The following is a 19,911-nucleotide window of genomic DNA, read 5'->3' as shown; positions in this document are numbered from 1 at the left end:
TACTTATCTCACCTTTTCATCTACATACTCCATAAACTGCTCCGCTTTAATAAATCTTTCTTTGTACGCCTCAGGTACTTCTTCTACTGTTATCCCGCCACTCGATTTCGTTTTTACTAACACAGTTTGATATGACATTAATGCCTCCATATATTGTTCATACTCTTCAGGAGTTAGTACTTCTTTACTAGATTTATGGCCATTTAATTTATCAAAATACGGATGAAGCTCCATTACTACCTTTTTCAATTCCTCTTTTTTAGCTGGTGATAATTGATCGTAATCTATATTACCGTTCGAATCTCCGTACGCAAGCTTTGCACTAGTTAATTTTTTCATTTCTTTTGTAAACTCTTCATATTCCTTCGTACCCATTTCATCTTTCGCTTCTGATAATTTTGCATTAAAACGCATATACGTTTCTAATGTCATTGCTCCGGCATGTTTTTTTAAATTCTCAAAAGATCCGTATATACCATCCGCCATAATAGATTGATACGCAAAACCAGTCGTCGGGATTAAAAGAGCTGCTGCAAGCACTCCTGCAATAAGATGTTTCTTTCTCTTACGCCCTCCTTGATTCATTTTAATTTGAACGATTACTTTTTCTTTTAACTCCGGCGGGGCAACAATCCCCTTCGCTTCTTCTCGTATAGATTCTCTAACTCTACAATCTAAACTCATTTCACATTCCCTACCTCTCCTAAAAAGATTTCTTCTACTTGCTCTTTTTGACGTAGTTTCTTTAATGCCGAATGAATTCTAGATTTCACAGTACCAATTGGAATATGTAATATTTGTGCTACTTCTTCTTGTGAATAATCGTGTAAGTATCTTAAGATAATAACTTGTTTCAATTTATACGGTAATTTATGAATGAGTTCAATTAGTTTTTTGTTTGATATTTTACTTACAACATCGTTAGAAAAATCAATTTGTACTGGTTTTCTTTGCTCTTCTGCTTTTTTTATAATGCGTAGTCGCATCCACCTCTTTCTTCTATAAGAGTGAATTTGTTTAATCGCAAGTCCAATTAGCCAAGGACGAAATGGCTTCTCACTATCATACTTACGAAGCGATTCATATAGTTGTATGTATATTTCTTGAACGACATCATCTACATCTGTTTTATCTTCAATTAAAAAATGTGCTGTTTTATATACTTCTTGAATCGTTTTATCATACAATTCGCTATACGCTTCTTTATTTCCTGATAAAGTCAATTGGATTAAATTTGTATACACTGTTTCATCCTTCACATACCATCCCTCCTTTGTCCTACACTATATATTGGCAAGTAATTACTATTTCGTTCGATTTTTTAAATTTTTTTATATAGATTAATATAATGATTCAATATGTACATAAGCTTCACTTATAAAGTCGCATAACTATTATATAATTTCCCAATTTCTAATGAACATTTAAAATGTTTTATATAGTCAAATTTAGGAGGACATATAATGAAAGCTATCGTTGTAACGTCGTTCGGTGGTCCTGAAGTGATGAAATATACAGATGTGGATATACCCGCTATTTCAGAAGATCAAGTTTTAATTCGTGTTGTTGCTACTAGTGTGAATTTCGCCGATATTAAATCCCGTTATGGTAAAAAAGGAAATAAAGCACTACCTTTTATACCAGGGATAGATGCCGCTGGTATTGTAGAACGTGTCGGTTCTCAAGTGAAAAATATTCATCCTGGACAACGTGTCATTACTTTTCCTCAAAATGGATCTTACGCAGAATACGTTGTCGCAAACGAAAACCTTACTTTCGTTTTACCTGATGAAGTCGATTTTCAAACTGCAGCTGCTTGTCCGATTGTATCTTTTACAAGCTATAATTTACTCGCAAATGTTGCAAGGCTTCAACAAGGCGAGTCTGTACTCATTCATGCTGCGGCTGGCGGAATTGGTACAACAGCTATTCAACTTGCAAAACGATTAGGGGCTGGAACCGTTATTGGTACTGTCGGAAGTGAAGTAAAAAGAAAAATAGCTTTAAATGCTGGAGCTGATTATGTTATTTGTCACCAAGATGAGGATTTTGTAAAGAAAGTCAACGAACTGACAAACGGTGAAGGGGTTGATGTAATTTTAGACTCTATTTCTGGAACGGTTTCAGAAAAAAGTTTAAATTGTCTCGCTTATTATGGTCGCCTCATTCATTTCGGTAATGCTAGCGGTGAAATTGGTAATTTCCAAACGAAAGATTTACACGCAAGTTGTCGCTCTATACTCGGTTTTAGCTTTGGCACTACACGAAAAAAACGTCCTGAACTACTCCAAGAAACTGCAAATGAAGTTTTCCGTTATTTACGTGATGGCAGTCTAAAAGTAAAAGCAACGAAATCTTTTCCGCTTCAAGATGCAGGGAAAGCACATGAATGGGTCGAAAGTAGAAAAAGTACAGGGAAAGTAATACTAACTGTTCAGTCCTCTTCCTGAAATGAATACTTGAAACCGAGGTGTCATTCATGGGATCACGAATTATGCATGCTATTATCGCTATCAAGATTGCCGAAAAACTATATATCCAAGATAAAACTTCTTTCATACTTGGAGGTGTAGCCCCTGATGCGGTTCATTCAGCAGAAGAAAAAGGAACTTCACACTTTTACGCTGGTACAACGAAAAACTATACGAGAAGGATAGTTTTCAATTCTTTTTTTCAAAAATATAAAGCTCATATGGATTCCCCTTTTCTCTTAGGCTATTACACCCATCTCATTGCCGATGACAATTGGCTAAGCGGCTTTTTTCTACCTTGGCTAAAAAATAGAATCGAAAATGACGAAACGATCGCACCCCTGTACTATAACGATTTTAAATTATTAAATGCAAAGTTGCTTCATCATTACGATACAGAACAGCAACTCTTCTCTCTTCTCAACCAAGAGGCTCACATCATGGATATTGAAGAAGTTTCTAAAGAAAACGTTTTTTCTTTTCGAAAGTATCTTTTTGAAGATATGTTGTATCCGGAGCAAAATTTGCATGAAGACTTACAAGTGTTTACGTTTGACCAAATCGTTGGTTATATTGAGACAGCCATTGAAAAAGGCGTATTTTATATTAATCAATTCTCTAATGAAAAATCCACTTCAAACATGTAATCCCCCTCAATATATTTGAGGGGGATTTTCACATAGTAATATTACTATTTGTTCTTTTCCATAACCGCAAAATAATTCCCTTCGCTATCAGCAAAGTTAAATACTTTACCAGAAGGCATAGTTACCATTTCTCCAACAGTAACATTTTTATTTTTTAAATCTGCATATAATTGATCCAGATTTTCTGAGAAGAACATTAAGGACGGTGTACCAAGATTTAATTCTGGGCTCATTTTCGAAATAACTTCTTTATTATGTAGTATAATGCTCGTTTCAGCACCATTAGTCGGAGCGATTTCAATCCATCTCATTCCTTGCTTGTTATCTTCCTCTGCTACTACATGAAACCCTACCTTTTCCGTCCAAAAATTTACTGCCTCATCTTGATTATTTACATACAGCATAATTTGTCCAACTTTATGGATCATTTCATTTCCCCCTAATGGTTTTTTATATTCTATGTAGGTTTCCACAGGTGCTATCGTTATTCCTTTTGAGTTGGTATGTACTTCTTTGCAAAATTTATCGACTGACTCATCCCATCCAGTTCGTCAAAATAATCATTTCTTTCAATCATGTTATATCCGTCGAATCCAATTTCATCTAATACTTTGAAAAATATATCGAAATCCACTTCACCATTTCCTACTGCTACTTCTATATACTTACTTGAACGATCGCTTTTCACTTCTTTACAATCTTTAATATGAGTTTGTACTATATAATCTTTTAATAGTAATAAACTTTCTTCCGGATTTTCATTTACATCACTTATTAAATTTGCTGGGTCAAAGTTAACAGCTAGTCCTTTCGAGTTTACAGTTTCTAAAAATTGTTTTAATACTATTGTTTTTTCAGATCCCGTCTCAATAGCAAAGACTCCCCCAAGTTTGAATGCTAATTCCCCTATCTCATAACAAACCCGTATCATTTTATCATAGTACTCACTTTTTTCATCATCTGGAACTTTCCCAATATGAGCTGTTATTATCTTTGCTCCCAGCTCCAAACCTCTGTCAGTAATATATTTAATCTGATCTATTGCACTGTCAACTTCTGTTCCTGTAATTCCATTTTCTCCAAAACTAATTGCTAATGATGGAATCTTTATTCCATTAAAAGATAAGCTTTTCTTTAAAGCAGTCCATTCTACCACTGGAATATTAGCTAAGTTGAAGTTTTTATTCATAGCATATAATTGAATATATTCTAAATCCCATTCCCTTGCTTTTTGTATTCCTTCGTTTACTTCAATATATTTCGTATTCAAAAACATTCCTAATTTCCTATCCATATATGTACCTTCTTTTTATTATTTCGCATCAATTTAATATTCGACTTTTTTTATATTACTTCCTTTTACATATGTTGATTTAAAAAATGATGATAGATACATTTTAATAACCATTAATAAACCTCCTTGTATTATTCAATTGCAAATAAAAAAGACGTAACTACAAATAGTTACGCCTTCCCCATTATTTATCTAGGCTTTTTCTTCCCAGTAAATGCTGGTTTCTTTTTCTTTGGTGCTTTCGGTTTCGTTTCTACGAATGATCCGTTGAACATTTCTTGCTTCGTAAATACGATGCCTAGTTTTTTCGCAAATTGCAGTAATTTACGTTCTTCTTGTTCTGTTACAAGAGAAACTACTGTTCCTTCTTTACCCATACGTCCAGTACGTCCTGAGCGGTGAATGTATTGGTCTACTGTGTCTGGTAACTCTAAGTGAATTACATGTGTTAAATCATCAATATCGATACCGCGTGCTGCAATATCAGTAGCAAGGAGAATCTCTAGTTTCCCACCACGGAATGCACGCATCGTCGCTTCACGCTCTTGCTTACTTGCTTCTGCATGAAGAGCTGCTGCTTTCATTTTACGGAATTGCAATTTCTGAGTAATTTCATCTAAACGGAATGGGTCATTTAAGAAAGCAACTGCTTTTACATCGCCCATATGCATAATTCTTCTTACGTAATCATTTTTTTCGCGTCGCTCACAAATGATATACGTATGTTCAACTAAGCTTTTTGACTCTGCACGTGTTATACGCACTAATTGTGGTTCAACTGCTAAATCGCGTGCAGCATCTTCTGCAGCTTTTGTAATTGTCGCCGAGAAGAATACTAATTGACGATCTCGCATTGTAGATTTAATTACATCTTGTACTGCGCCCATCATCTTTTGTTTTACAATTTGATCAAACTCATCAAATACAATCGTTTTTACTTCATGCATCTTTAACTTTTTCATTCGAATTAATTCTAAAATACGTCCTGGTGAACCGACAATTACTCTCGGGTGTTTCTTTAATTTTTCAACTTGGCGCTTAATATCTGCACCACCAATTAAAGATGCCCCTGAAATTTCAGTTCCTGCTGTAAACTTTTGAACCTCTTCATGAATTTGCATGACAAGTTCACGTGTTGGTGCTAAAACAACAACTTGTGGCTGTTTTACTTCAGGATTAATTTTATGTAAAAGGGGTAATAAGTACGCTAATGTTTTTCCTGTTCCAGTTGGAGATTCAGCTATAACGTCTTGTCCTTCTAAAATAGTTGGAATCGCTTGTTTTTGAATTTCAGTTAATTCTTTAAAACCAGCCTTCTCCCAAGCTTCTTGTAAAAATGGTTGCATATCTTTTATCATTTGTTTTTCTCCTTTATCTCTATTTTTGAAGAAAATGCTGTATTGTTCGCACCGTTTCTATCATGTGTGAAATAACAGCTATTAAATCATCAACATGGTCTTCTGTAATCGCTTTTTGAAATAGAACCTCTACCTTATTATGATATGAAATCGCTTGCTTATTATATTCGTATGAAACTTTCTGCATAATCATTCTTTCTTTTCCCCATATAGAACGCATTAAAGTTTCAATTTCTTCGCATCCTACTTCTGGTTGTTCTAACGGGAATGAAAATGCTAGCTTCATTTCACAACCTGGTGTAAACTGAGGCACTTCTAGTATTTCACCAGACAAGTTCTTTGCATCCACAGATAATGAAAATGTTGCTTCTACTAATGGTTCAAACGGTTCTGTTAATTGAAATGAGATATGATATATACGACTTAATGAAGCAAGGTCCATCATATCTTTTCGATCTGTTACAAGAATATCTCCATGTAGATCAAAATCATACACAGCACCTTCTACGATTACTTTTAAATTGTCAAAAGCAGTTGGATCAAACATAATTTCCTCCAAAAAACAGGCGCCTTTCGATGGAAAGGCGCCACTTGATGTATATATAGTTTACAGATAAACGAGATGAATTACAACCTTTTAGAATAAACCTACTGCTTTTCCATCTTCATTTACATCCATTTGAAGTGCTGCTGGTTGTTTTGGAAGACCTGGCATTGTTAACATTGTACCTGTTAACGCAACGATAAAGCCTGCACCGATAGATGGTTTTAACTCACGAATTGTAACGATAAAGTCAGATGGACGACCTAATTTTGTTGCATCGTCAGAAAGAGAGTATTGAGTTTTCGCCATACAAACTGGTAGGTTACTCCAACCTTCTCCTTCATATTGAGCTAATTGCTTACGTGCTTTCGGAGCAAATTCAATATCTTTTGCGCCATATACTTTTTGAGCAATTGTACGAATTTTTTCTTCTAAGGGTAATTCTAATTCATAAAGTGGTGCGTAGTTGTTTTCACCTTTTTCGATTTCTTTTAGTACTTTTTCAGCAAGATCAACTCCGCCTTGGCCACCTTTCTCCCAAACTTCTGTTAAGGATACTGCATAGCCACGCTCATTACACCACTCTTGTAAGTATGTAACTTCTGCATCTGTATCTGTAATGAATTTATTAATTGCAATTACGAAAGGCACACCGAAGCTTTGAATTGTTTCAACATGCTTCTGTAAGTTTTCCATACCTTTTGCTAATGCATCTACATTTTCTTCTTTTAATTGATCTTTTGCAACGCCGCCATGCATTTTAAGCGCACGAATAGTCGCAACAATAACAACTGCTTCTGGTTTAATACCAGCTGCACGGGCTTTAATATCTAAAAACTTTTCAGCGCCTAAATCAGCACCGAATCCAGCTTCTGTAATAACATAATCACCTAATTTTGCTGCCATTGTCGTAGCGATAACACTGTTACAACCGTGAGCAATATTCGCAAATGGTCCACCATGAATAATAGCTGGTGTATTTTCTAACGTTTGTACTAAGTTTGGCTTTAATGCGTCTTTTAATAATAGCGTTAACGCACCTTCTACACCTAAATCTTTAACCGTCACAGGTTGATTTGCAAAGTTATAAGCAACTACGATGCGAGATAGACGTGCTTTTAAGTCTTGAATATCTGTTGCAAGGCAGAACACGGCCATAATTTCAGATGCTACTGTAATGTCAAAACCGTCTTCACGTGGTACACCTTGTACAGGTCCACCAAGACCAATTACTACATTACGAAGGGCACGATCATTTAAGTCAACACAGCGTTTCCAAACGATTTTACGCGTATCAATTCCAAGTGTGTTTCCTTGTTGGATATGATTATCAATAAACGCTGCTAATGCGTTATTAGCAGTTGTGATCGCATGGATATCTCCAGTAAAGTGAAGGTTAATGTCTTCCATAGGTACTACCTGTGAAAAACCACCACCTGCTGCTCCGCCTTTTAGTCCCATTGTTGGTCCAAGAGATGGTTCGCGAAGTGCAATTACTGTTTTCTTACCAATTTTATTAAAAGCTTGACCTAAACCAACTGTTACTGTTGATTTACCTTCTCCAGCTGGAGTTGGGTTAATTGCTGTTACTAAAACAACTTTACCGTCTTCCTCATCTTGTAAGCGCTTAAAAATATCAAGAGATAACTTACCTTTATAATGCCCGTATGGCTCTAATTCATCTTCTAAAATATTTAAATCAGCTGCAATTTCTTGAATCTTCTTCATACTCGCTTCTTGTGCGATTTCAATATCGGATTTCACTGTTGTAGTAGTTGTCATATACCCTAGTCCCCCTTTAATTGGTTCTGATGATATTGTATCAGTTTTTTGTATTTTCTGCACTTATTTACCTCCTAAAAATTCTTTCATTTCTTTATACGTTTTTTAACATAAATACCCATAAGAATGTTAACGATTGTTGTAACTCTGTAGGTAGTTGACCTAGCATCTTCTCATTTACTCCGCGCTTATATACGCCGATGCCATCTACAACTTCAAAACCTTGTTCTTTCGCTAACTGTTCAAATTCCCAAGGCATCATCGTATTACAAACAACGTCTTTTCCATACAAGCGAGGATAACTGTTCTCTCGTGGCTTTGCTGTCGGTCCTAAAATTGCAATACATGCATATCCATCTTTCTTTAACACACGCTTTATTTCATTTAACGCTCGTAATGGCTCTTCCGTCCATTCTAAAGAATTAATTGCCATAATTGATTCAAATTGCTCATTTTCAAATGGTAATGCAGAAAGATCTCCTTTTATAAAAGATAAATTCGGTCCTTCTCCGCGCTCCTTACCTTTTTGAATCATCACTTCCGATAAATCTACTCCCACTGCTTTATAGCCTGCGCGACTTAATTTATATGTACCGTAGCCATCACCACAACCAACATCGAGCACTTGTGCTTCTTTCTTCACGTATTGTTCAAAAAACGGAATAATTGTACTTCTGCTACCACTGTCCCACATCTCTTGACTATTTTGATTCCAAAACTCTGCACTACTATCCCATTTCTTCTCCGCTGACTCGTGCCAATTAAATTTCGTCATACATTCCCCTACCTTCACGTATTATCATTCATTTCATTCTACATCATTTTCCAAAATTCCTGTTTTATCCCGCTTGCAGTAAGACACCTACCTCAAAATTCAATGGATGCGGACCAGTTAATGGGAGAGAACTGCTCATAAAAATCCAATTGTTGCTGGCTGATAATCAGTCGTGATGTAAAAAATCCCGCACTTTATCTTCAATAGGAGATGGATATGTTAACGATGGAATGCGTATTCTCCAATTTTTGCTTTACTTGGGTTTAACTCATACTCATGCTCTTCTCATTTTGAAAGATACTATAGATACACCCAATTGAAAGAGAGGGATGTACATGCGAAGAAAGAGAAATCATCATTTTAAAAGTGGTGAAAAAAACGAAGAGTATGCTGCTGAAATATCACCAGCTGGCATTCCAATTAGACATAAGCGTAAAGAAATTGCAAATGAGATAGAAGGTACAAATACCGGCGCAATGGTAGGCTATGTCGCTTTATTTCTTTCGTTATTCTCCATTGCTTTTTATCCCGTTACGCTCGGCTCCCTAGCAATTTTAGTTGGCCTATTAGCTGTCAATTTCGGAGCAAGAACACTTGGATATACAGCAATTGGTTTTGGTAGTTTTTCTGTTTTATTTACTTTACTTTATCCGCTTGCTTTGTCAGCGTTTTAAAAAAACACACCAAGTTATACTTGGTGTGTTCATTCATGATACAACATAATATGACCGCATCCACAACAATGTTTCGCTGTAATTTCTTGAAACACTGGATAATTTTCTTCATCTCGATGCTCAATAAATACTTTTTCAAATCGATACATGTTTGGTGCATATGCCCAATCTTGTTTCGTACGTGCATATAACGTTGAGGAAAAAAACTCCTCACCACCGCAAACGATACATGTGTTCTTCATCGCTATCCCTCCTATGCTTGTCTTACTTCATCTATATGAACATAAGCATAAAAAAAAGACCTTCTATTACTAGAAAGTCTTCTCTGAAACAAAAAGAAATGTACCAAACATTCCTACTCCGCTATATTCTTTTGAAACACCAGCTTCTGTTTTAAATGTTTGCTTTACAGTCATAAAGAATACACCATTTCGTGCATCTGTACTTTCAAATTGTAGTTTTTCTTTTTTACCATCTACATTTTGCGTGCATTCAAAACTACTCTCATTACAATTCAACGCATACTTATCCTCTACATACACTTTAAAATCTGATTCTTTCGGACAAGTTATAAGTAATATTGCCACGAGAATAATACTTATAATACCCACAATTGTATAATATTTCTTCATTTGTACTCCTTTCAAATGACAAGAAAACTTGACTTCATACGCCAAGTTTTCTTAGTCAACAACCCATTGCCACTCTTGTTCTTTCTTATCAAAAATGAGCCAACCTGTTTCTGTTGCTTCCTCTTTCAATTCATCGATATTATCTAACACCTCATCCGTACTTTCATACGAACCAACTACATATACCGGAATTTCAAGACCTCTTCTTGACTCAATCTTCCCTGCTAGATCTATGTAAAGACCATCTTCCATTAGTGGAATCAGTCCCATGATCAATTCTTTTGAAATTGCTGGGAAAATTTTTGATTTTTGGAAGAAAGAAAAACGTTTCTTACCGAAAGCACCGAGTTTATACGGAATGACTTTACTTAACATTCCTACAAAATCAGCAATTCTACGATAATACACTTTGTTGTACCATCCGTCATCATGTGAAAAATAAACAAATCGATTTTTCAACAGCGGAAAGAATGTTCTTGCAAGTGGTTCTTTTTTGTGAGCCAAATATAATAATTCTGCAATTTCTTTCGGCTCTAATTCATCTAAATCGCTTGCATCATCAAAATCTACCCAACAAAATTCATCAAATTCATCAATCTCTGCTTGAATTAACTTATGTATATTTTCTTCCTCAACATATTCAAATAAAGTATGATAATGAAAATCCGTCCATTCAAAGTTGTGCTTCAAAAGCAACACTTGATGAAGCGGTGAAGGGATGTTACTCGCAAACTCTTTAAACGTAATTCCTGATGTAATAAAACAATGACCTCGACGATTACCATTAATATATATCATATTCTTTACTTGGTCAGATCCTCCAGACAAAGCACCTAGCCACCTTCGTTTTATATGTTTCAATTCTATAGCATATTTTAACATGAAAAATTTTAGAAACATAGAAAAAACTTCAAAAACTATTTACAATTTCATGTGTTTTATTACATAGTGATTACAAGAAAAAACGCCTGCTCATAAGCAGGCGTTTTTAAAGGATTTCATCAGGGTTTTGAGGATGATGATTTCCCTCTTTCTTTTCTTCTTTTTGGAACATCGATTGAATTTTATCAATTGTTTGTGGAGCTAATTCAATCATTTTTTCTGCTAAATGTGTAGCATTTTGTAAATGAAGAATATTTACTCCATCTTTATTCACCACAAGAAATGCTACTGGTGTAATAGAAACACCACCCGCGCTACCGCCACCAAATGCAGCGTTACCGTTTGCTCTTTGTCCATCATTCGTTTGGAAATCAGAACCTCCTGCTCCAAAACCGAACGCTACTTTAGAAACCGTTAACACCACACCACCGTCAGCCGTTTGAACAGGCTCTCCAACAATCGTATTTACATCAACCATTTCTTTTAAATTTTCCATTGCTGCTTTCATTAACCCTTGAATTGGATGATCCACCGTTCATAACCTCCTTTGTCATATCTTTCCTAGTTTTTCCGAAAGTTTGTGAACTAAACATAAAATTTAATATTGATTTCAAAAAACTTAAGTTGTAATATTTAGAAAAATAAAAAAGAGGTCGATTCGTTATGATGCGAAAATTAACAAAGAAAGATCATGAACAAGTATTCCCTTACCTAAAAGAAGAAGCAGCCCTTAACTTGTTTATTATTGGAGATATTGAAGCTTTCGGTTATGACACAGATTTTCAAGAATTATGGGGAGTATTTAAAGAGGATGGAACATTAAAATCAATTTTACTCCGATTCCACGATTCATTTATACTATATAGTAAAGAAGACTTTGTTACCACTGATTATGAGGCACTTCTTTCAGCGTATAAGCCGCTTAAACTATCTGGTAAGTCAACTATCGTAAAAAAATTTGAAACTTCTCCTGCTATTCAACTAGGTGTCAAAAGTGATATGTATTTTTGTGAATGTCTAAATGGCAACAACTTACCTGACACGCCTATTCATGAAACGATTAAACTTGCATCAATAGATGATGTAGATCGAATTATGCAATTAAGAAGTAGCATCACTGAATTCCGAACTGCTCATGAATCAGAAAAAATTTTACGACAATCTATTGAAACAAATACAGGACGTACATATTATATTGAAAAAGACGGTGCAATCATCGCATCCGCCTCTACTTCCGCTGAAAATTCATTATCCGCTATGGTAGTTGGTGTATGTACACACCCGAATTATCGTGGAAATGGATTTGCTTCACTCATACTACAAAAAATGATTCAAGACTTTACGAAAGAAAGCCGAACACTTTGTTTATTTTATAACAATCCAGCTGCTGGACGAATTTATAAACGACTAGGATTTAAAGACATTGGGATGTGGACGATGTATCGATAATAAGAAGTACTCTATAAGAGGAAATAGTCGTAACTTAGTAATACAAGCAAATTACAAAATAACTCACACCGTTATTATGAAGATGGAGAAACTACTTGTAAAGCCGTGCCCCTAACTAAAACATGTCATGTATTCAAGCTAAATTTAGACAGATAAACGCCCCAGTTGCATCTACTCCAGCAACTGGGGCTACATATTTATACTCAATTTCTTTCCACTACAAATAGAAATATTTATGAAACATTTATCACACTTATGTCGCTATTATCTTTCCGTACAAATGCCCTTCTAAATATTACTGCGTCTCATTATACTTTGCTTTAAAATCAATATATTCCTGTTTCACATCTTGGTTATTACCTTGGTGACTATCAAAAGATGTGTGTATTTGTGATATATATTCTACTAACTTACCTTCATCATTTCGCTTCTTATAATTTATTACAATACTTACCTCCAATATCTGCTCTGAACTATCTTTAGAATCTATATGCAATGCGATTGATCCACCATCATATTCATCATATTGTATTTTCAACTTATCATTAACAATACTCTGAAACTCTGATTCATTTAGTTTGTATCCAACAGTACTAGGCTGATCAAACTTTTTTATATCATCCCCGGGCTTCATCTTTAGTTTCCCTATCCCTTTTAAACGATCTACAATTAAGTTCACATATGAAACATCCAGATTCGATTCCGGACTTTGTACCTGTCCATTTTTATACATAATATTGGTACGATAAACAACTTCTTCTTTATTATCTTTGCTGTCTACTGCTGAAGTAACCTCTTGTGTTGTATTTCCATATAAACTTTTATCTTTCGTATTATATATCCCTTCCGTAGTTTGATAGATTGTTTTTCTATGCTCTCCATCTTCCTTTTGCTCATATGTACTATATATACCTCTTTGTTTCACATACGCATATCCATCATCACTAGCGGACATAACCTTTTTCATGTCACCTTCATCCAAAGCTTTGACAAATGGCTCATATTCTATCTTCGTCTCCCCAAAACCACATCCACTTAATAAACTTGATACTATTAACAGAACTATCATCATCCTAGCTTTCTTCTTTAACTTCATACTGACACCCCGTTGATTTCTCTAGGCATTTTTAGGTTCATTACATTCCCATTTTGATAGTAATATAGTTCACCTTTACTTACCGGTATTTATTAACTCATACAGATTATGTTGAAGATACTTTAATTTTTAATAGCATCGATTTTTATACAATCCTTAATTGTTTATATATTCCGTTCGAATTTTCAGAAAGCAAAACTTATTTTATTTCTTTGGCTTGCTTTTTTTCCTTTTCTTCATAAAGCTTTAGTCTTTTCTGACGTTCCCTTTCGTGTTCCTCCCATGAAATATAAAATGACGGAAATTTAAATCTACAATAGGCTAATAATTGGAACTCTGCTGCGCCTACGGCTACCGCGTACATTACAAGAGTTCCTGCTATATACCCTGCTAATATCTCTATTTCATAATCATTATGAAAATAAATTAAAATAAGAAGGATTAGTGCATATACCGTAACACCAATCATTACGTTGTTTTTTGTTTTACTAAAAAATGAAGCTGCCCTTTCATCCATACTAAATGCTCCACTCTCTGCTTGTTTAAAGGTATCAATTGTTGTCACCAGATGAACAAAAACTGCTACTAGAAACAATAAACCCACATACAATAATGTAATTTGATCAATCGAATAATTTGAAATTGCTGGAAGTATAAACAATGTGAATCCTATAGTTCCCAGCTGAAATGTACATAATAATATCACAAGCGCTTGCAACCTTTGACATTTAAAACGAACTTTTGGAAATAGATATAGAATTAAAAAGATTACTTGCAAGGTATATAAAACTAATTCAATACAAACAATTATTTTGTCAAAGAGATTTGGATAGTAACCCCAGCCAAATTTAACTAATGCTCCAAAAATAAAAAGCATGAATAATGAACTATAAACAGTTGCGCCAAGTATAAACACCATGGAGCGTTCTGGGCTTAAACGATTTCTACATGTAATTCTAAATTCATCTAAATCTTCTTCTTTTATGTTCCACATTTGTTAGCTCCACCTTTCCCCGAACTATAGTATATTACCAAAATAAAGATTCAATTTTCTTAGTCACTGATTTTATACCTTTTTATGTTCATCGCCACTCTTAACTATCTCTTTTGTTGTACTGCGCCTTGTATTTTAAATATTCCTGTCTTGCATCTTGGTTATTATCCTGTTTTCTATTAAAATACGTTATTATTTGGAACATATTTTCTACTAATTTTCCATCCTCATTCTTTTCTTTAAAATCTATATCTATCCTCATTTGCAAAATTTGTTTTGGATTTTTTGAGGCATTCAGGTGCAATACGATTGTTGCTCCATCAAATTCATCGTATTGTATCTTTAATTTATTATTAATAATATCTTTAAATTCAGATTCAGTTAGTCGATATCCCACTGAATTAGGCTGATCAAACTTTTTTATATCACCTTCGGGCTTCATCTTTAGTTTCCCTATCCCATTTAAACGATCTACAATTAAGTTTACGTATGAAACATCTAGATTTGAATCCGAACTTTTCACCTGTCCATTTTCATACTTAACATGAATACTATAAATAGTTTCTTTTTTATAATTCTCATTTGTCCTTTTTCCCTTGTCTTTTTCTATATCAGTCATAACTGTTTGTATCGCCTCTCCGTATAAACTTTTATCTTTTGTATTATATACACCTTCCGTAGTTTGACGAATTGTCTTACTATGCTCTCCATCTTCTTTTTGCTCAAACGTACTATAAATACCTCTTTGTTCCACAAAAGCATACCCATCATCACTTGCAGACATAACCTTTTTCATGTCACCTTCATCCAATGCCTTAATAAATGGCTCATACTCTACCTTTTCTTCAAAAAAACTGCATGCTTGTAGTAGGCTGATTGTTATTATGATAGTAATCATTTTAGAAACCTTTTTTATGTTCATTTCATCATCACACTACCCACTCTACATTTTCGATCAGATAACCTTCTAATCACTTTAATCACCTTACATAATTAAATTTTCTTTTAGAAGTTAAAATACTCTCTTGTAAATAATTACTTTTCTATCATCAAAACGTACAATACGCACTTTCTTTATGCCTTACGTTTCGATTTACCTTTTTTATTTTTCTTTCGATATCTTGGAGTCTCTCTTTTATGTTGCTCCCACGTTTTATTAAATGATGGAAATTTAAATCTGCAATATGCTAATAGCTGAAATTCAGCTGCACCGATTGCTATCGTATACATTAAAAAGGTCCCTACTACATACATAAATAAATCATCAAACCCATAATCGTTATGAAAAGATATCAAAATAAGAATAGTTACTGCGTATAGTGTAGCCCACTTCATCATCTTTCCTTTTCCTTTACTAAAAAAGGAAGCGGATCTTTCATCCATACTAAACGCACCTTCACTCGCTTGCTTAAGTGTATCAAGCGTTGTAACAATATGAACAACAACTGCTCCTAAAAATAACAATCCTGCATACAGTAATGTAATCTGATCAATTGAATTATTAGCCATTTTAGTACCAATCAAAACTACGAGTAAGATTATTGCCATTTGAAATGCATTTAATAATACAACAAGTGTTTGTAGCTTTTGAAATTTAAATTGAGCTTTTGGAAATAAATATAGAATGAAAAAAATTACTTGCAGAGCATATAACAACACTTCCAGCTTAACAATTCCTATATTAAGGAGGACCATACAGTAATCCCAATCACCTGATACAATAATAGAAAAAACAGCTATTGAACTATAAAGTATTCCTCCAAACATAAATCCTGTAGCACCCTCAGGACTTAAACGATCATTACATGTCATCCTAAACTTATCTAAATCTTCTTCTTTTATATTCCACATCCTGGCCCTTCACCTTCTATACGTTTCAATTATTTTTCGCGCACTAAAATTCTATTAATATATTATTTATCCCGCTTTAATGGGCAGTAAGACCCCCACCTCAAAATGCAGCGAAAGCAAAGAAGTTAGGTGGGGGATCAACTGCCCATAAAAGTCCGATTGGTTCAACTAATAATCAGTGGGGGATGAAGAAAACCCCCACTGATTAAAGTTTCACTTTATTTTTCGTTTTGAATTTCTTATTTCGCTTTCGAATTCTCCCACGCATTCTCTCATTCTCTTCCCACGTCATATGAAATGACTTAAATTTGAATCTACAGTACGCCAATAGTTGGAATTCTGCCGCTCCGATTGCAACCGCATACATTAATACAGTTCCTACTCCATACATAACAAAAAAATCAATTGAATAATCATTTTGAAAATACATCAAAATAAGTAGTATGAATATATATATTATAGCTCCCTTTATCATAGCCCCTTTTGTCTTACTAAAAAACGATGTGGATCTTTCATCACTACTAAATGCACCTTTACTTGCTTGTTTAAATGTATCTAGCGTTGCTACACTATGGATAATAACTGCTCCTACAACTAGTAGCCCGGTATACATCCTACCAATTGAATTGTCAGCCATTTCAGAAACAATCGAAACTACAAATAATATTGTTCCAAGTTGAAACGCATATAGTAATACGATTAGCGTTTGTAACTTTTGAAATTTAAAACATGCTTTCGGAAATAGATATATAATTAAAAATATAATTTGAATACTAAATAACACAATTTCAGTTTTAACAATTGTTTTTTCGAATAAAGTAGTATAGTAGTCCCAACCAAAGGTTACTAAAGTACCAATAAGAAAAAACATCATAACTGAAACATACACTATTGTTCCTATCATAAAACCTAAAGCACCTTCCGGACTTAAACGCCTTCTACATATCATCCTAAACTTTTCTAAATTTTCTTCTTTTACATCCCACATCTAGTTACACACCTCTAGCTACTTTTTGGGTATATATCACTATGAATTACTTAATTTCTAAGTGAGATAGCTGACAACAACCAATCATCCTTTTTACAATTTGAGTGATGCTTATTAAATTAAAAAGCGATAATGCTTTATAGTGAACTTTCATAATCACTACCCCTTATACAATGTTTTAATTCTTCACAAATAGATTCTTCCACCATAAAAAAACCATCTATTACTATTATCATTTCAGTTTTTATTTTGCTTTTGTTCTTTCTCTCTCATTCTTTTTCTATTTGCTATAAATTCCTGGCGTTCCTTTTCATGTTGTTCCCACGTAATATTAAATGATGGAAATTTAAAGCGACAATACACCAATAGGACGAATTCTGCTGATGCAACGGCAAATACATATAATATAATTGTTTGTAAAAAATAAAACACCATCGGTTTTAGCGCAAAACGAATACTTGCAAAGATTAATATCAACAGGACAACTATATAAATAAACATTCCAATTAACATCCAAAGTTTTGTATTAGTAAAAAATGAGGCTGACTCCCCTTTTAACTTATAGCCTCCATATTTTGCTTTTTTAAAAGTATGGATTGTTATTACAATATGAGTAATTATCGCTCCTAATAATAATAGACCTACATAAAATACTGTTAGATTTTCACAATAATATCCAAATATTGCTTCAATTAATACATACGCATAACCTACCGTTGCAACCTGAAACGAGTTAAAAACAATTACAACGGCTTGTAATTTTTGTAATTTAAATCTTAATTTCGGAAATGAATAGATTATCAAAAAAAGGATTTGCAGAATATATAATGCTAACTCTACAGAAACAATTATTCGTTCAAAAGATTTTGGATAAGTCTCCCAACCAAGTTGTAAAAAACCCAAAATAATAAAAAACATCGGTAATGAAGCGTATACAAAAACTCCAACTAAAAAGGCCATTACACCATCAGGACTTAATCGGTTTTTATTTGTAATTTGAAAAAATCCTAAATCGTCTTCCTTTATTTTAAGCATTCATCTTTCCTCATTTCGACACAAAACTTATTTTATTTCTTTAGTTTTCTTTTTTCCTTCTCTTTATAAAGCTTTAGTCTTTTCTGACGTCCCCTTTCGTGTTCCTCCCACGAAATATAAAATGACGGAAACTTAAATCTACAATAGGCTAGTAGTTGGAACTCAGCTGCGCCTATTGCTATCGCGTACATGATGAACGTAAATATAAAGTAACCAAACATTATGCTCAATGAGTAATTATTTTGTATATAAATTAAAACAAGAAGAATTAGTACATAAATTACCACACCCAACATTACATTTTTCTTTGCCTTATTAAAAAATGAAGTAGATTTTTCTCCCATACTAAATGCACCTTTACTTGCTTGTTTAAAAGTATCAAATGTTGTTACACCATGAACAAGTATTGCTCCTAATACTAGTAAACCTACATAAATAAGCGTAATAAAATTAATAGAATAATTACTCATCCCTGGAAGAACAAACGCCGTAAGACCTATAGTACCTAACTGAAACGCATATAATAATATCACCAATGTCTGGAGCTTTTGAAATTTAAAACGTACCTTAGGGATCAGATATATAATAAAAAAGATTACTTGTAGGCTATATAACAACAATTCCATTCTGACTATTACTGTGTCAAAAAGAGTCGGATAGTAATCCCAGCCAAATCTAATTAGTGCTCCAAAAATAAAAAGCATCAATAACGAACTATAAAGCATTCCACCAAACATAAACAACATAGCTCCTTCAGGGCTTAAACGATTTCTACATGTTATTTTAAATTCATCTAAATCTTCTTCTTTTATATTCCACATCCAATTGTCCCACCCTTAACTACATTCACTTAAATCATGTAGATTAAAAATAAAAACCTTCTCATTTTGATGAAAAGAGAAGGTTCTATTAATCTCAGATATTCTTACATTATAATAATGATTCTTTTTAAGCTATTTCATAGTGCTCTGCTATTGTTTTACACATCTTTTTATATTCCAGCATCCACTCTGCTATTTCTTCTTTCTCTTCGTCAGTGGATTTTTTCTTATATTTAAAATCAATCACTTTCATATCCAAAAATACTTATTCTTCCATTTCCTCATCTACCGGAATACATTGGATAATAACTTTTGTTGTGTTTGAAACTTGTACAAAAATTTCAAATGTACCAACAAACATAGCAACCGTTCGGGATAATTCTTTATTACTAATATATAAAATCGTTGCAAGTTCTTCTGCAAATTTAGGTATATAAACAATATATCAAGCATTTCAACAGCTATTATGCAATCATCCACCGATACTTTATCCAATATTTTCTGTTCAATTAATCCCCCAGTTTTATCCCCACACTCTTACTGAAAGTACAAAGGTTTTTCTTTTGAAAATAACCACATATGTAGGCCCCTTACTACTAAAAACAACAATTAGAACTC

24 protein-coding genes are annotated in these 19,911 nt (G+C 33.8%); 4 read left to right on the top strand and 20 right to left on the bottom strand.

The genetic code is table 11. The annotated features are described in order from the left end of the window. Positions 1-3: 3 nt before the first annotated feature. Positions 4-684 (bottom strand): DUF3600 domain-containing protein, encoded by a 681-nt coding sequence (locus tag MHI26_RS10660; protein WP_000050700.1) that lies wholly within the window; start codon positions 682-684, stop codon positions 4-6. After that, a complete protein-coding gene (locus MHI26_RS10655) occupies positions 681-1,259 on the bottom strand; it encodes a sigma-70 family RNA polymerase sigma factor (protein WP_000651123.1) in 579 nt (192 codons plus the stop codon). Before MHI26_RS10655 ends, MHI26_RS10660 begins: the two co-directional genes overlap by 4 nt. A 204-nt stretch (positions 1,260-1,463) precedes the next feature. On the opposite strand from MHI26_RS10655, the gene MHI26_RS10650 reads away from it, so the two are divergent. Then, positions 1,464-2,450, top strand: a complete 987-nt coding sequence (locus MHI26_RS10650; protein WP_061666631.1) for a quinone oxidoreductase family protein — start codon at positions 1,464-1,466, stop codon at positions 2,448-2,450. A 29-nt stretch (positions 2,451-2,479) separates the two neighbouring features. Then, complete coding sequence (locus MHI26_RS10645) at positions 2,480-3,118, top strand: zinc dependent phospholipase C family protein (RefSeq protein ID WP_061666632.1); 639 nt, start codon at positions 2,480-2,482, stop codon at positions 3,116-3,118. A 44-nt stretch (positions 3,119-3,162) separates the two neighbouring features. Here the strand turns inward: MHI26_RS10645 and MHI26_RS10640 are convergent, their stop codons facing one another. The 6 genes from MHI26_RS10640 to MHI26_RS10615 all read right to left on the bottom strand — a co-directional run bounded on the left by MHI26_RS10640 (position 3,163) and on the right by MHI26_RS10615 (position 8,871). After that, a complete protein-coding gene (locus MHI26_RS10640) occupies positions 3,163-3,546 on the bottom strand; it encodes a VOC family protein (protein ID WP_000581472.1) in 384 nt (127 codons plus the stop codon). Between the two features lie 56 nt (positions 3,547-3,602). Next, on the bottom strand, positions 3,603-4,412 hold the full coding sequence (locus MHI26_RS10635; RefSeq protein ID WP_061666633.1) for a sugar phosphate isomerase/epimerase family protein: 810 nt from the start codon (positions 4,410-4,412) through the stop codon (positions 3,603-3,605). A gap of 188 nt (positions 4,413-4,600) precedes the next feature. Next, on the bottom strand, positions 4,601-5,770 hold the full coding sequence (locus MHI26_RS10630) for a DEAD/DEAH box helicase (protein ID WP_000588599.1): 1,170 nt from the start codon (positions 5,768-5,770) through the stop codon (positions 4,601-4,603). 19 nt (positions 5,771-5,789) lie between these two features. After that, positions 5,790-6,317: a hypothetical protein gene (locus MHI26_RS10625; RefSeq protein ID WP_000460216.1), complete on the bottom strand. Its 528-nt coding sequence runs from the start codon at positions 6,315-6,317 to the stop codon at positions 5,790-5,792. A gap of 90 nt (positions 6,318-6,407) precedes the next feature. Then, entirely contained in the window at positions 6,408-8,096 is a 1,689-nt protein-coding gene (locus tag MHI26_RS10620) for a formate--tetrahydrofolate ligase (protein ID WP_013141915.1), read from the bottom strand. A 94-nt stretch (positions 8,097-8,190) separates the two neighbouring features. Beyond that, positions 8,191-8,871 carry a class I SAM-dependent methyltransferase gene (locus MHI26_RS10615; protein ID WP_061666634.1) on the bottom strand — a complete coding sequence of 227 codons (681 nt, stop codon included), beginning with the start codon at positions 8,869-8,871 and terminating at the stop codon, positions 8,191-8,193. 335 nt (positions 8,872-9,206) lie between these two features. Here MHI26_RS10615 and MHI26_RS10610 point away from each other — a divergent pair, with 335 nt between their 5' ends. Then, positions 9,207-9,545, top strand: a complete 339-nt coding sequence (locus tag MHI26_RS10610) for a hypothetical protein (RefSeq protein WP_001253201.1) — start codon at positions 9,207-9,209, stop codon at positions 9,543-9,545. Between the two features lie 29 nt (positions 9,546-9,574). On the opposite strand, the gene MHI26_RS10605 is transcribed toward MHI26_RS10610, so the two are convergent. The 4 genes from MHI26_RS10605 to ytfJ all read right to left on the bottom strand — a co-directional run bounded on the left by MHI26_RS10605 (position 9,575) and on the right by ytfJ (position 11,591). Then, positions 9,575-9,787, bottom strand: coding sequence for a hypothetical protein (locus MHI26_RS10605; RefSeq protein ID WP_000798747.1), 213 nt, complete (start codon positions 9,785-9,787; stop codon positions 9,575-9,577). 69 nt (positions 9,788-9,856) lie between these two features. Further along, positions 9,857-10,177 (bottom strand): hypothetical protein, encoded by a 321-nt coding sequence (locus tag MHI26_RS10600; protein ID WP_000761171.1) that lies wholly within the window; start codon positions 10,175-10,177, stop codon positions 9,857-9,859. 51 nt (positions 10,178-10,228) lie between these two features. Continuing rightward, positions 10,229-11,005, bottom strand: a complete 777-nt coding sequence (locus MHI26_RS10595; RefSeq protein WP_000014087.1) for an oxalate:formate antiporter — start codon at positions 11,003-11,005, stop codon at positions 10,229-10,231. A gap of 160 nt (positions 11,006-11,165) precedes the next feature. Beyond that, complete coding sequence (gene ytfJ / locus MHI26_RS10590; RefSeq protein ID WP_000349986.1) at positions 11,166-11,591, bottom strand: GerW family sporulation protein; 426 nt, start codon at positions 11,589-11,591, stop codon at positions 11,166-11,168. A 131-nt stretch (positions 11,592-11,722) separates the two neighbouring features. Here ytfJ and MHI26_RS10585 point away from each other — a divergent pair, with 131 nt between their 5' ends. After that, on the top strand, positions 11,723-12,508 hold the full coding sequence (locus tag MHI26_RS10585) for a GNAT family N-acetyltransferase (protein ID WP_061666635.1): 786 nt from the start codon (positions 11,723-11,725) through the stop codon (positions 12,506-12,508). Positions 12,509-12,803: 295 nt separating this feature from the next. Here MHI26_RS10585 and MHI26_RS10580 read toward each other — a convergent pair whose 3' ends face one another. The 8 genes from MHI26_RS10580 to MHI26_RS10545 form a co-directional block, all read right to left on the bottom strand. Further along, the gene (locus MHI26_RS10580; RefSeq protein WP_061666636.1) at positions 12,804-13,604 is read right to left on the bottom strand and encodes a DUF3952 domain-containing protein; all 801 of its coding nucleotides are present in this window, start codon (positions 13,602-13,604) and stop codon (positions 12,804-12,806) included. Between the two features lie 199 nt (positions 13,605-13,803). Beyond that, positions 13,804-14,598 carry a hypothetical protein gene (locus MHI26_RS10575; RefSeq protein ID WP_016109862.1) on the bottom strand — a complete coding sequence of 265 codons (795 nt, stop codon included), beginning with the start codon at positions 14,596-14,598 and terminating at the stop codon, positions 13,804-13,806. A 100-nt stretch (positions 14,599-14,698) separates the two neighbouring features. Then, positions 14,699-15,496 carry a DUF3952 domain-containing protein gene (locus tag MHI26_RS10570; RefSeq protein WP_445290632.1) on the bottom strand — a complete coding sequence of 266 codons (798 nt, stop codon included), beginning with the start codon at positions 15,494-15,496 and terminating at the stop codon, positions 14,699-14,701. Positions 15,497-15,672: 176 nt separating this feature from the next. Further along, positions 15,673-16,449 carry a hypothetical protein gene (locus MHI26_RS10565; RefSeq protein WP_061666638.1) on the bottom strand — a complete coding sequence of 259 codons (777 nt, stop codon included), beginning with the start codon at positions 16,447-16,449 and terminating at the stop codon, positions 15,673-15,675. Between the two features lie 205 nt (positions 16,450-16,654). Continuing rightward, positions 16,655-17,437 carry a hypothetical protein gene (locus MHI26_RS10560; protein ID WP_061667201.1) on the bottom strand — a complete coding sequence of 261 codons (783 nt, stop codon included), beginning with the start codon at positions 17,435-17,437 and terminating at the stop codon, positions 16,655-16,657. A 237-nt stretch (positions 17,438-17,674) separates the two neighbouring features. Then, positions 17,675-18,472: a hypothetical protein gene (locus MHI26_RS10555; protein ID WP_061667202.1), complete on the bottom strand. Its 798-nt coding sequence runs from the start codon at positions 18,470-18,472 to the stop codon at positions 17,675-17,677. 32 nt (positions 18,473-18,504) lie between these two features. Beyond that, a complete protein-coding gene (locus tag MHI26_RS10550) occupies positions 18,505-19,293 on the bottom strand; it encodes a hypothetical protein (protein WP_016109854.1) in 789 nt (262 codons plus the stop codon). A gap of 127 nt (positions 19,294-19,420) precedes the next feature. Then, a complete protein-coding gene (locus MHI26_RS10545; RefSeq protein ID WP_254905509.1) occupies positions 19,421-19,546 on the bottom strand; it encodes a hypothetical protein in 126 nt (41 codons plus the stop codon). Positions 19,547-19,911 lie beyond the last annotated feature (365 nt).

It is taken from the genome of Bacillus sp. FSL K6-1218 (assembly GCF_038006445.1).
GTDB lineage: Bacteria > Bacillota > Bacilli > Bacillales > Bacillaceae_G > Bacillus_A > Bacillus_A thuringiensis_S.
Note: the sequence above shows the minus strand (reverse complement) of the source record. Positions and strands in the feature narration are given on the sequence as shown.